The 13,763-nt window shown below is 69.0% G+C and carries 5 protein-coding genes and 1 tRNA gene; 5 read left to right on the top strand and 1 reads right to left on the bottom strand.

Annotated features, from left to right (window positions below):
* Positions 1-181: 181 nt before the first annotated feature.
* Positions 182-257 (top strand) — tRNA-Thr (locus AB0M62_RS14010).
* A 47-nt stretch (positions 258-304) separates the two neighbouring features.
* On the opposite strand, the gene AB0M62_RS14005 is transcribed toward AB0M62_RS14010, so the two are convergent.
* Positions 305-2,938 carry a SpoIIE family protein phosphatase gene (locus AB0M62_RS14005; RefSeq protein WP_366074405.1) on the bottom strand — a complete coding sequence of 878 codons (2,634 nt, stop codon included), beginning with the start codon at positions 2,936-2,938 and terminating at the stop codon, positions 305-307.
* 347 nt (positions 2,939-3,285) lie between these two features.
* Between AB0M62_RS14005 and AB0M62_RS14000 the strand changes: the two genes are divergently transcribed.
* From AB0M62_RS14000 to AB0M62_RS13985, 4 genes are all read left to right on the top strand, one after another.
* Positions 3,286-8,772, top strand: coding sequence for a HAMP domain-containing protein (locus AB0M62_RS14000; protein WP_366074404.1), 5,487 nt, complete (start codon positions 3,286-3,288; stop codon positions 8,770-8,772).
* Between the two features lie 247 nt (positions 8,773-9,019).
* A complete protein-coding gene (locus AB0M62_RS13995) occupies positions 9,020-9,715 on the top strand; it encodes a response regulator (RefSeq protein ID WP_366074403.1) in 696 nt (231 codons plus the stop codon).
* 116 nt (positions 9,716-9,831) lie between these two features.
* A complete protein-coding gene (locus AB0M62_RS13990; protein WP_366074402.1) occupies positions 9,832-12,642 on the top strand; it encodes a DNA translocase FtsK in 2,811 nt (936 codons plus the stop codon).
* 193 nt (positions 12,643-12,835) lie between these two features.
* Complete coding sequence (locus tag AB0M62_RS13985) at positions 12,836-13,684, top strand: RodZ domain-containing protein (RefSeq protein WP_366074401.1); 849 nt, start codon at positions 12,836-12,838, stop codon at positions 13,682-13,684.
* Positions 13,685-13,763: the final 79 nt, after the last annotated feature.

Here is a 13,763-nt window from a genome sequence, read left to right as displayed (position 1 = left end):
TACTGCAGGGGGGACCCTGTGGGAGAGTAGGACGCCGCCGAACAATCATTGTGGGAAAGCCCCGCACCTCATGGTGCGGGGCTTTTCTGCGTTCCAGGGACGGCACCACCCCGTACACCGCGCAGTCCGAGGATGGTGCAGGAGTGCCGTCAATCTGGGGTATGATCTATCTCGTTGCTGCGCCCCAATAGCTCAGTCGGCAGAGCGTCTCCATGGTAAGGAGAAGGTCTACGGTTCGATTCCGTATTGGGGCTCCACCAATAACGAAGGCCCCCGCCTTTCGAGGCGGGGGCCTTCGTCATGTTCAGCCCTGGTGCGGCTCGGGGACGCGCATTGCGAGAATGGCCATGTCGTCCGAGGCCGGCTCGGCAGCGAAGCGCTCCACGGCTCGCAGCACACGTGAGGCGACCGCTCCCGCCGTCAGCCCCGTGCAGGTGGTCAGCACATCGGCCAGGCCGTCGTCGCCCAACATGCGGGTGCCTTCGCGGCGTTCGGTGACGCCATCTGTCACGCACAGAAGGACGTCGCCCGGATCGAGGGTGACCGTCTGCTCGTACAGCTCGAGGTCTTCCATCACCCCGAGCAGCGGCTGCGGCTCCGCGGCCGCTTCCACCGAACCGTTCTGGCGCAGGCGAAGCGGGAGCGGGTGGCCCGCGCAGACCACCTTGAGGACGGCGCTGCCGTCCTCCTGCGGCCACAACTCCCCGTACAGAAGCGTCAGGAAGCGGCTGCGGGCGCCCTCGTCGAGGATCGCCGCGTTCAGGCGCTCCAGGACCGCGGGGCCGCCGAAGCCCTCGCGGGCGAGCAGACGGATGGCGTGGCGGGCGAGGCCCGTGACGGCGGCGGCCTCGGGGCCCGTGCCGCAGACGTCCCCGATGGCGAAGCCGTACGCGCCGTCGCGGATCGGGAAGAGGTCGTAGAAGTCGCCGCCGACCTCGTTGCCCTCGCCGGCCGCACGGTAGATGACCTCGACCTCGACACCGGGGACCACCGGCAGGCCCGGCGGAAGCAGACTCCGCTGCAGGGCTTGGCTGATGGCGGTTCGCTCGGAGTAGAGGCGGGCATTGTCGAGAGCCAGAGCCGCCCGGCGGGACAGGTCTTCGGCCAGTTCCAGGATTTCCTGGCGGAAGTGCTCGTCCGTGGGCTTGCCGAGCGTCAGCATGCCGATCACCCGGTTGCGGGCGACCAGAGGGAGCACCACGGTCTCACCGCCCACCGTGGCTGCCGTGGCAAGTGTCGTGCCGATGCCAGAGCTGAGGTGAGGGGCGGTGCCGAGGCCCAGGCTGCGCATGGACCTGCGCAGGGCCGCCTGATGGGCGGCTTCGGCCGGGGCGGTCCAGAGCCGGGCGCCCGGGGCGGGTACCGGATCGGGCGGGCTGATCTTCGAAAGCAGTGCCTTGAGGCCGTCGATGCGGTCCTCGTCCTCGTGCAGCACGTAGGAGAGGTACGGATCCGAGGACTGGTCGGCGATGGTGTAGACGGCGCACCAGGTGGCGAGCGTCGGAACCGTCATCTGGGCCATCAGCGCGAGCGTCTGGTCCCGGTCCAGGGTGCCGGCCAGCAGGTCCGAGGCCTCGACGAGGAAGGAGAGTGAGCCTCTGCGGAGGCGTTCCAGCTCGCCGAGGCGCGCGGACTCGACGGCCAGCGCGATCCGGTCCGCAGCGAACTGCAGGCGCAGGGCCTCTTCGTTAGAGTACCGGCCGGCGGACTCGGCCGCGACGCCGAGGGAGCCGGTGAGCCGGCCCTCGACCTTGAGCGGAACGGTGACGACCGAGCGCATGCCGGTGCCGTTGAGCAGCGGGACCGCGCCCGGCACCGCCGCCAGGTCCTCATGGACCGCGGGCATGCGCGCCGAGCCGTAGCGCCCGGAGCCCGCTTCGACGGGTACGCGGGCGAAGCGCTGACGGGCGGACGGCAACCCGGTCGTGGCCCGAACTTCGAGTTCTGTCTCGTCGTCAGTTGCCAGCAGGAGGAAGGCCGAGTCGGCGTCGAGCATGTCGCGGGCGCGCTCGACGGTGCGCTGGAGCAGGCCGTCCAGGTCGTCGGGAGCGGGGGAGCCGATGAAGATTTCGAACGGGTCGGCGGCGCTGCGGCCCTCGGACAGGCCGGAGTCGGTGGACGGGGCGCGGGCCGGCGTCTGGAGGACGGCGCGCTCGTCGTCCCGTACGAGAAGACAGACGGTGGACGGTTCGCCGTCGGTGTCGCGGACGCGGAGATGGGAGGCGTAGACGGGGATGACGCGGCCGTCGGCGCCGCGGATGCCGTAACTGCCCTCCCAGCGCGAGAGTTGAAGGGCCTCGGCGATGCCGGTGCCGGTGCCGGGCGTGTGCGGCCAGGCCGCGAAGTCGGTGAGCTGCTTGCCGGTGACCTGCTCGCCGGCGTAGCCGAAGAGGTGCTCGGCATCCTCGTTCCATACGGCGATCGCGCCGCCGCCGTCGATCTGGACGACGGCCACGCGCACGCGCGATTCGGCGACGGGGAGCATGCCGACGGGAAGCGCGGGGCCGACGGAACGGGCGCCCACCGGGCGTTCGGGGAGGTCGAGTTGGAACCAGACGTGCTTGTGCGTCGGGGCGTACTCGACTCCCCAGCGGGTGGCCATGGCGGCGCAGAGGAGCAGTCCGCGTCCGCCCTCCTGTTCGTGGCTGCCGAACGGGTGGGCCGGGTGGTGGAGCGGGATTTCGCGTTCCGGGTACCGGTCGGCGACCTCGACGCGTACACCCTCGTCCGTACGAAGGCAGAGAACGTCCGCGTTGGTGCCCGCGTGCACCACGGCGTTGGTGACGAGCTCGCTGGTGAGGACGACGGCATCGTCGACGATGTCGGCGAAGCCCCATCCCTGGAGCGTGTCCCGGACGAAGGCGCGGGCGGTCGCGACGGAACGGCCTACAGGTTCGAAGTTGGCGGCCGCCCGTGCGGTGATCACAGCACTCCCCATTGGTGTCTCGTCGCTCCCCCGAGTTCTGTGCCCGTTTCTTGCGGCTTCGATTCGCTTGCCAGGCTAGACGGTCGGCCCCGGCGCCGTGGCACGGAGTCCCGACTCGGGAAGCTGATACGGTCCGGCGGTCTGTGCGGGCCGTCCGACGAGGAGGAGCCGCCGCGGCTTCCCGGTGGATCCCGCGGCGAGCAAGAAGGGGCAGGGCCCCACCCTTGTAGGTTCCAACGATTTGACGCTCGGGTGGTCACGTGCCAACTGTTGGCCGGGACAGTGAGCCGAAGTGGAAGACTGGGCAGGCTTGCGGAGACAGCCCGGGTAGAACGGTCGACCCCTGCGGGAGGGACACGGTGGAGTCTGGCGTGGCGGCGCGAGGGACGAACACGCGCGCAAAAGGCGGACGGTCCCGGACCAATGGGACGACAGAAGTGGATACGGCGGCCCTGAACCGGCTTCTGGCTGCCCTGGTGTCCATGCGGGACGGGAACTTCCGCAAGCGGCTCACCGTCTCCGGGGACGGCGTGATGTCGGAGGTCGCCGCCGTCTTCAACGAGGTCGCCGACCGCAATCTGCACCTGACCGGTGAGATGGCCCGGGTCCGGCGCATGGTGGGCCGGGAGGGCAAGCTCAGCGAGCGTCTGGAGACGGGGGCCTGCGAGGGCTCCTGGGCGGCCGCAATCGACGCTTCGAACGCCCTGGTGGACGATCTGGCCAGGCCGGTGTCCGAGGTCGGCAGGGTGCTGTCCGCCGTCGCGGAGGGTGACCTCGACCAGCGGATGGACCTGCGGACGCAGGGGACGGACGGGGCGGGGCATCCGCTGCGCGGGGAGTTCCTCAGGGTCGGGCGTACGGTCAACAACCTGGTGGACCAGTTGTCGGCGTTCACCGACGAGGTGACTCGGGTCGCCCTCGAGGTGGGTACCGAGGGCAAACTGGGCGGCCAGGCGCAGGTGCGCGGAATGTCCGGTTCCTGGAAGGATCTGACGGATTCCGTCAACACCATGGCGTACCGGCTCACCGCCCAGGTGCGTGACATTGCTCTCGTGACGACGGCGGTCGCCAAGGGTGATCTGTCGCGGAAGGTCACGGTTCACGTGGCCGGCGAGATGCTTCAGCTGAAGAACACCGTCAACACGATGGTGGACCAGCTCTCCTCGTTCTCCTCCGAAGTGACCCGGGTCGCGCGTGAGGTGGGCACCGAGGGTGAACTCGGCGGACAGGCGCAGGTGCCCGAGGTCGCCGGCGTATGGAAGGACCTCACGGACTCCGTGAACCTGATGGCGGGCAATCTGACCGCTCAGGTGCGCGGAATCGCCCAGGTCACGACGGCCGTCGCCAACGGAGACCTGTCACAGAAGGTCACGGTGAGCGCACGCGGCGAGGTCGCCCAACTCGCCGAAACGATCAACCAGATGACGGAGACGCTGCGCACCTTCGCGGACGAAGTGACCCGCGTCGCCAGCGAGGTCGGCGCCGAGGGGCTGCTCGGTGGTCAGGCGCAGGTGCCGGGTGCGGCGGGAACGTGGAAGGACCTCACCGATTCGGTGAACACCGTCTTCCGCAACCTCACCACACAGGTGAGGGACATCGCACAGGTGACGACGGCGGTCGCGAACGGTGACCTCTCGCAGAAGGTCACCGTGGACGTCGCGGGCGAGATGCTGGAGCTGAAGAACACCGTCAACACGATGGTGGACCAGCTGCAGTCCTTCGGATCCGAGGTCACCCGCGTCGCGCGCGAGGTCGGGGTCGAGGGTGAGCTCGGCGGTCAGGCGCAGGTGCCGGGTGCGGCGGGAACGTGGAAGGACCTCACCGATTCGGTGAACACCGCCTTCCGCAACCTCACCGGCCAGGTGCGGAACATCGCACAGGTGACGACGGCGGTCGCGAACGGCGACTTGTCGCAGAAGGTCACCGTCGATGTGTCCGGCGAGATGCTCCAGCTGAAGAACACCGTCAACACGATGGTGGACCAGCTGTCGTCGTTCGCCGACCAGGTCACGCGGATGGCCCGGGACGTGGGTACGGAGGGACGGCTGGGCGGCCAGGCCCGGGTGGACGGCGTGTCCGGCACCTGGAAGGAGCTCACCGACTCCGTCAACTTCATGGCCGGGAACCTGACTTCGCAGGTACGCCAGATCGCCCAGGTGACGACCGCGGTCGCCCGGGGCGATCTGTCGCAGAAGATCGACGTGGACGCGCGGGGCGAGATCCTCGAGCTGAAGAACACCATCAACACCATGGTCGACCAGCTCTCCGCCTTCGCCGAGCAGGTCACCAGGGTGGCCCGCGAGGTGGGTACGGACGGGCGGCTCGGCGGCCAGGCGCAGGTGCCCGGCGTGGCCGGGGTGTGGCGCGACCTGACCGACTCGGTGAACGGCATGGCCGGCAACCTCACCGCGCAGGTCCGCAACATCGCACAGGTGGCCACCGCGGTGGCCCGCGGTGACCTGTCGCAGAAGATTGACGTGGACGCGCGGGGCGAGATCCTCGAGCTGAAGAACACCCTCAACACGATGGTCGACCAGCTGTCGAACTTCGCCGAGCAGGTGACGCGGGTCGCCCGTGAGGTGGGTACGGAGGGCATCCTCGGCGGGCAGGCCGAGGTGCAGGGCGTCTCCGGCACCTGGAAGGACCTCACCCAGTCCGTCAACTTCATGGCGAACAACCTGACTTCACAGGTGCGCAACATCGCCGAGGTGACGACCGCGGTCGCCAAGGGCGATCTGTCGAAGAAGATCACCGTTGACGCCAAGGGCGAGATCCTGGAGCTGGTGACGACCGTCAACACGATGGTCGACCAGCTGTCGTCGTTCGCGGAGCAGGTGACGCGGGTCGCCCGTGAGGTGGGCACCGAGGGCATCCTCGGCGGCCAGGCGCGGGTGCGCGGTGTCACCGGCATCTGGAAGGACCTCAGCGACAACGTCAACCTGATGGCCAACAACCTGACGTCCCAGGTGCGGAACATCTCGCAGGTCTCGGCCGCGGTCGCCAACGGCGATCTGACCAAGAAGGTGACCGTCGAGGCGCGCGGCGAGGTCGCGCAGCTCGCCGACACCGTCAACACCATGGTGACGACCCTGTCGTCGTTCGCGGACGAGGTGACCCGGGTCGCCCGCGAGGTGGGTACGGAGGGCGAGCTCGGCGGCCAGGCGCATGTTCCCGGCGTCTCCGGTACCTGGAAGGACCTCACCGAGTCCGTGAACTCGATGGCGTCCAACCTGACCGGCCAGGTGCGCCAGATCGCCATGGTCACCACCGCCATTGCCAAGGGCGATCTCACCAAGAAGATCGACATCGACGCGCGGGGCGAGATCCTCGAGCTGAAGACCACCATCAACACGATGGTCGACCAGCTGTCGTCGTTCGCCGACCAGGTGACGCGGGTCGCCCGCGAGGTGGGCACCGAGGGCATCCTCGGCGGCCAGGCCCGGGTGAGGGACGTGGACGGCACCTGGCGCGACCTGACCGAGTCGGTGAACGAGATGGCCGGGAACCTGACCCGTCAGGTGCGCGCGATCGCCGCGGTCGCCACCGCGGTGACCCGTGGCGACCTCAATCTCAAGATCGACGTGGATGCGGCCGGCGAGATCCAGGTGCTGCAGGACAACATCAACACGATGATCGCCAACCTGCGTGACACCACCCTCGCGAACAAGGAACAGGACTGGCTCAAGGGCAACCTGGCCCGTATCTCGGGCCTGATGCAGGGCCGCCGGGACCTGGACGACGTGGCCTCGCTGATCATGAGCGAGCTGACTCCGGTCGTCTCGGCGCAGCACGGCGCGTTTTTCCTCGCGATGCCGACCGGCGCCGGCCAGGAGATCGGCGTCGAGGGCGCCAGGGAGGGGTCGTACGAGCTGCGGATGCGCGGTAGTTACGCGTACGCGGGCGGGGCGATGCCCACGTCCTTCCGGCCCGGCGAGGGCCTCATCGGCACGGTGGCCGAGGAGAAGCGCACGATCCTGGTGGAGAACACACCGCCCGGCTATCTGAAGATCTCCTCCGGGCTGGGGGAGGCACCCCCTGCACATGTGATCGTGCTGCCCGTGCTGTTCGAGGGGAAGATCCTCGGCGTGATCGAGCTGGCGTCCTTCCAGCCCTTCACGCAGATCCAGAAGGACTTCCTCAGCCAGATCGCCGAGATGATCGCGACGAGCGTCAACACGATCAGTGTCAACACCAAGACCGAGGTGCTGCTGAAGCAGTCGCAGGAACTCACCGAGCAGCTGCGCGAGCGCTCGGCGGAGCTGGAGAACCGGCAGAAGGCGCTCCAGGAGTCCAACGCCGAACTCGAGGAGAAGGCCGAGCTGCTGGCCCAGCAGAACCGCGACATCGAGGTGAAGAACACCGAGATCGAAGAGGCCCGGCAGGTGCTGGAAGAGCGGGCCGAGCAGCTGGCCGTCTCGATGCGGTACAAGAGCGAGTTCCTGGCGAACATGTCGCACGAGCTGCGCACACCGCTCAACTCGTTGCTGATCCTCGCGAAGCTGCTCGCCGACAACGCCGAGGGCAACCTGTCGCCCAAGCAGGTGGAGTTCGCCGAGACGATCCACGGGGCCGGCTCCGACCTGCTGCAGCTGATCAACGACATCCTCGACCTGTCGAAGGTCGAGGCGGGCAAGATGGACGTCAGTCCGACCCGGATCGCGCTGGTCCAGCTGGTCGACTACGTGGAGGCGACCTTCCGGCCGCTCACCGCCGAGAAGGGGCTGGACTTCTCCGTACGGGTCTCGCCGGAGCTGCCCGCGACCCTGCACACCGACGAGCAGCGGCTGCTGCAGGTGCTGCGCAACCTTCTGTCCAACGCGGTGAAGTTCACCGACACCGGGGCGGTCGAGCTGGTCATCCGGCCCGCGAGCGCCGATGTGCCGCACGCCATCCGCGAGCAGTTGCTCGAAGCCGGTTCACTGCGCGACGCGGACGCCGATCTCATCGCCTTCTCGGTCACGGACACCGGTATCGGGATCGCGGCGAGCAAGATGCGGGTCATCTTCGAGGCGTTCAAGCAGGCGGACGGGACGACCAGCAGGAAGTACGGCGGTACGGGGCTGGGCCTGTCGATCAGCCGCGAGATCGCCCGGCTGCTGGGCGGCGAGATCCACGCGGCCAGCGAGCCCGGCCGCGGCTCCACCTTCACGCTGTACCTGCCTCTGCACCCCAGCGAACTGCCCCCGCAGGGCTACCCCCAGCTCTCTCCAGGAGGTATCGACCTGGCGCGGCGCGCGGCCGGAGGAGGGGTTGCCGGGGACGCGGCCGGGGACATGGCGGGCCAGGGGCAGGCGTCGGTGCATGCCGAGAGCCACGGGCCTGCCGCGCTGTTCCGCAGGCGGCGGAAGGCCGTGAGCCCGACGCGGCAGCGGCCTGCCCTGCCGGGGCAGCCGACGGGCGGCCAGGCGGCGGCCCAGGAGTCCTGGGCGGCCGAGCAGGAGGAAGCGGCGACACCACGGACCTTCGACTTCCGCGGCGAAAAGGTGCTGATCGTCGACGACGACATCCGTAACGTCTTCGCGCTCACGAGTGTGCTGGAGCAGCACGGTCTCTCGGTGCTGTACGCGGAGAACGGCCGCGAGGGCATCGAAGTCCTGGAACAGCACGACGATGTGACGGTCGTACTGATGGACATCATGATGCCGGAGATGGACGGTTATGCGACGACCACGGCGATCCGCAGGATGCCGCAGTTCGCCGGCCTGCCGATCATCGCGCTCACGGCGAAGGCCATGAAGGGCGACCGTGAGAAGGCCATCGAATCGGGTGCTTCCGACTACGTCACCAAGCCGGTTGATCCTGACCACCTGCTGTCGGTGATGGAGCAGTGGATGCGCGGCAAGTGATCGACTGCTGAGTGAATTACGGTCGGTTGCTGACTCGCTGTGGCCGATGACGTGTGGGAGGGCGGTATTCGGGGAACCTTCTGGTCTCCCACTACGTTTCTGCTACGTGCACAGTGACATCGCGGTGACAGGGTGTGGCGACAGGTGGGGTGCGGCTACCATGACCGGCACAAGGACGGGCGGCGCAAGGGAGTCGTCGTCCCCTGGGGCGGCGCCCGGTGCACTGCCGGGGCGAGGAGGACGGGCCATGGTGCAGAAGGCCAAGATCCTCCTGGTCGATGACCGGCCGGAGAATCTGCTGGCGCTGGAGGCCATCCTCTCTGCGCTCGATCAGACACTGGTGCGGGCATCGTCAGGGGAGGAAGCGCTCAAAGCGCTGCTCACGGACGATTTCGCAGTGATTCTGCTGGACGTCCAGATGCCGGGAATGGACGGGTTCGAAACCGCCGCCCACATCAAGCGGCGGGAGCGGACGCGGGACATCCCGATCATCTTCCTCACCGCGATCAACCACGGGCCCCACCACACCTTTCGGGGCTACGCGGCGGGAGCGGTGGACTACATCTCGAAGCCCTTCGACCCGTGGGTGCTGCGCGCCAAGGTCTCGGTCTTCGTCGAGCTCTACATGAAGAACTGCCAACTGCGGGAGCAGGCGGCGCTGCTGCGGCTGCAACTGGAAGGCGGCGGCGGCCGGTCCGGCGTCGGGGACACCAAGGAACCCGCCGGCCTGCTGGCCGAACTCTCCGCGCGCCTCGCGGCCGTCGAGGAGCAGGCCGAGGCGCTGTCCAAGCAACTCGACGACGACTCGGCGGACGCGGCGGCCGTCGCCACCGCCGCGCACCTCGAGCGCAAGCTCACCGGCCTGAGGCGGGCCCTGGACGCCCTGGAGCCGGGCGCCGGCAGCGCCAACGGCGGCCCCCCGTCGCTGCCCGCGCAGAACTGAGCGTCCGGCAAGCCCCTTGATGCCGCGTCAGCTTCGTGGTGTCTTCGCGGCGACACGAACGGGTGAAGCAGTGGGCGCACGTGTTCACTGCCGTCGACAGCGGTAACCTCCACCTCATGGCCTCACGTACGTCCGGCAAGGGTTCCCAGGGCACGGCGGGTCCCGCAAAGCCGCGCGCCGGCCGTACGACGGGAGCGGCGAAGAAGGCGGCGCCCGTGAAGAAGGCAGCCGCGAAGAAGGCCGTGCCCGCGAAGCGGGCGCCCGCCAAGAAGGCGGCGAAGCCCGCCCCCAGACCCGCACCGTCTCCCACGGGGGGCGTGTACCGGCTTGCCCGTGCCCTCTGGCTCGGGCTCGCTCACACGGTGGGTGCCATGTTCCGTGGAATAGGGCGGGGCGCCAAGGGCCTCGACCCGGCACACCGCAAGGACGGCCTCGCGCTGCTGCTGCTCGGACTGGCTCTGGTCGTCGCGGCCGGCACGTGGTCGAACCTGCGCGGCCCGGTCGGCGACCTGGTCGAGATGCTGGTGACCGGCGCCTTCGGCCGGCTCGATCTGCTGGTGCCGATACTGCTGGGCGCCGTCGCGGTGCGGCTGATCAGGCACCCGGAGAAACCGGAGGCCAACGGGCGGATCGTCATCGGGCTGTCCGCCCTGGTCATCGGCATCCTCGGGCAGGTGCACATCGCCTGCGGCTCACCGGGCCGTGGCGCGGGTACCGAGGCGATGCAGGATGCGGGCGGGCTCATCGGCTGGGCCGCCTCCATGCCGCTGATCTTCGCCATGGGTTCCGTACTGGCTGTCCCGCTGCTCGTGCTGCTCACCGTGTTCGGTCTGCTCGTCGTCACGGCGACCCCGGTCAACGCCATCCCCCAGCGGCTGCGGCTGCTGGGTGCCAGGCTTGGGCTCCTCGAACCCGACCGTGCGTCCGGCCCGATGGAGGAGGGCTTGGACGACGAGCGGTACGACGAGCAGTGGCGGGAGTCGCTGCCCGCCCGCCCGCGGCGCTCGGCGGTACGCAGGAGCGCCGCGGCCCCGGCCGGCCGCGACGCCGAGCGGGCCGAGGAAGAGGCGCTGTCCACGCGCCGCCGGCCGCGCCGCCCGTCCGTGGCGCCGGCACTCGACCGGCCCATGGACGCCGTGGACGTGGCAGCCGCCGCGGCCGCCGCGCTCGATGGCGCCGTACTGAACGGAATGCCGCCCTCTCCGCTGGTCGCCGATCTGACCCAGGGCGTCTCCGGCGACCGGACCGCTGCCGCGGCGCAGGTACCGACCGCCCGTGAGGGCTTGCAGCCGGACAGCGGCAGTACCAACGAACGGCGGCCGGAAGCGGGCCGTCCCGGGGCCGCGAGGCCCGGGCCCGCTTCCGCCGCTGTGCCCGATCTGACGAAGTCCTCGCCCCACCAGGAGTCACAGCCGCTGCCGCCCCGCGCGGAGCAGCTCCAGCTCTCCGGCGACATCACGTACGCGCTGCCCTCGCTGGACCTGCTGGAGCGCGGTGGCCCCGGCAAGACCCGCAGCGCCGCCAATGACGCGGTGGTGGCGTCGCTGACGAACGTCTTCACGGAGTTCAAGGTCGACGCGGCCGTCACCGGTTTCACCCGCGGCCCGACGGTCACCCGGTACGAGGTCGAACTCGGCCCTGCGGTGAAGGTCGAGCGGATCACGGCACTGACCAAGAACATCGCCTACGCCGTGGCCAGCCCCGACGTACGGATCATCAGCCCGATCCCCGGCAAGTCCGCCGTCGGCATCGAGATCCCCAACACCGACCGCGAGATGGTCAACCTCGGCGATGTGCTGCGCCTGGCGGACGCCGCCGAGGACGACCACCCGATGCTGGTGGCGCTCGGCAAGGACGTCGAGGGCGGCTATGTGATGGCCAACCTCGCCAAGATGCCGCACGTCCTGGTCGCCGGTGCCACCGGATCCGGAAAGTCCTCCTGCATCAACTGCCTGATCACCTCGGTGATGGTCCGGGCGACTCCCGAGGACGTCCGGATGGTCCTGGTCGACCCCAAGCGGGTCGAGCTCACCGCGTACGAGGGCATCCCGCACCTGATCACACCGATCATCACCAACCCGAAGCGGGCCGCCGAGGCACTCCAGTGGGTCGTGCGCGAGATGGACCTGCGCTACGACGACCTCGCGGCGTTCGGCTTCCGGCACATCGACGACTTCAACCGGGCCGTACGGAGCGGCAAGGCCAAGGCGCCGGAGGGCAGCGAGCGGGAGCTGTCGCCGTATCCGTACCTGCTGGTGATCGTCGACGAGCTGGCCGACCTGATGATGGTCGCGCCGCGCGACGTCGAGGACGCCATCGTCCGCATCACCCAGCTCGCGCGCGCCGCGGGTATCCATCTGGTGCTCGCCACCCAGCGGCCCTCGGTCGACGTGGTCACCGGTCTGATCAAGGCGAACGTGCCCTCGCGACTCGCCTTCGCCACCTCCTCGCTCGCCGACAGCCGTGTCATCCTCGACCAGCCGGGCGCCGAGAAGCTGATCGGCAAGGGCGACGGACTCTTCCTGCCGATGGGCGCCAACAAGCCGACCCGTATGCAGGGCGCGTTCGTCACCGAGGACGAAGTCGCGGCCGTGGTCCAGCACTGCAAGGATCAGATGGCTCCTGTCTTCCGCGAGGACGTCGTGGTCGGCCAGGCGAAGAAGAAGGAGATAGACGAGGAGATCGGCGACGATCTCGACCTGCTCTGCCAGGCGGCGGAGTTGGTGGTCTCCACACAGTTCGGCTCCACCTCGATGCTTCAGCGCAAACTGCGGGTCGGCTTCGCGAAAGCCGGGCGCCTGATGGATCTGATGGAGTCGCGAGGCGTCGTCGGACCGAGCGAGGGTTCGAAGGCGCGGGATGTACTGGTGAAACCGGACGAACTGGATGGAGTGCTCGCGGTGATCCGCGGGGAGGCTCATCCGTAAGGGGACCGGATCGGCAGGCAACCGTTTCCCTTGCCCGTACGTCAAGTTGAGGGGAGGGACGGAGATGTCTCCTCAACAGGTCACAAAATCATTCTGATGGAGTACAAAGTCCACCCTCCCGGTTGCTCCCACCTTTCGTACCACCCCTAGACTGAACGTCCAGCAGGTGGTTACACGCTCGAAAGGCACCCCCGTGTCCATCGGCAACTCCCCCGAAGACGACCGGCCTTCGATCGGCGACGACGACAGGCCCTCGATCGGTCGTGCCCTCCAGCAGGCCCGTGTCGACGCCGGACTTACCGTCGACGAGGTCAGTACCACCACCCGGGTGCGCATCCCCATCGTGCACGCGATCGAACAGGACGATTACACGCGCTGCGGCGGCGACGTCTACGCGCGCGGTCACATCCGTACGCTCGCGCGCGCCGTGGGCATGGACCCGGCCGCTCTCATCGAGCAGTTCGACGCCGAGCACGGCGGCCGGCCCGCTCCGACACCTGCGGCTCCGCTGTTCGAGGCGGAGCGGATCCGGCCCGAGCGCCAGCGGCCGAACTGGACCGCGGCCATGGTTGCGGCGATCGTCGCCGTGATCGGGTTCGTGGGCTTCACCATGTTCAACGGCGGTGACGAGAACGAGAAGGGCAGCCCGGTCGCGGAAGGCACCGCGCCGCCGCAGCCGGCGCCCAAGCCCCCGACCAGCCGGCCGACGCCCGACACCACCCCCGAGCCTTCGGACAGCGCCATCGCCGCTGCCCCGAAGGACATGGTGACCGTCAGGATGACGGCCGTGGACCGCAAGAGCTGGATCTCCGCCAAGGACCACAACGGCCGGCTGCTCTTCGACGGCATGCTGGAGGCCGGCGACTCCAAGACCTTCACCGACAAGGAGGAGGTCGAGCTGGTGCTCGGCGACGCAGGCGCGATCCAGCTGTTCGTGAACGGCCAGGAGATCAAGGACGAGTTCCAGCCGGGCCAGGTCGAGCGGCTCAGGTACACGAGGGACGACCCCCAGCCGGCCGAGGACGACCCGCAGGCCGGATAGCGCCGACGTGCGCCGCCCGGGCCGTGATCCGCGGCCCGGGCCTCGCGGCGGAGGCTCCTGCTGGGACAAAGTAGTCTTG

Source organism: Streptomyces sp. NPDC051219, from assembly GCF_040682335.1.
Classification (GTDB): Bacteria; Actinomycetota; Actinomycetes; order Streptomycetales; family Streptomycetaceae; genus Streptomyces.
Note: the sequence above shows the minus strand (reverse complement) of the source record. Positions and strands in the feature narration are given on the sequence as shown.

Excerpts from the sequence above, each read along its gene's own strand:
- AB0M62_RS14005 (WP_366074405.1), bottom strand. The coding sequence starts at position 2,938 with ATGGGGAGTGCTGTGATCACCGCACGGGCGGCCGCCAACTTCGAACCT.
- AB0M62_RS13990 (WP_366074402.1), top strand. The coding sequence starts at position 9,832 with ATGGCCTCACGTACGTCCGGCAAGGGTTCCCAGGGCACGGCGGGTCCC.
- AB0M62_RS13995 (WP_366074403.1), top strand. The coding sequence starts at position 9,020 with ATGGTGCAGAAGGCCAAGATCCTCCTGGTCGATGACCGGCCGGAGAAT.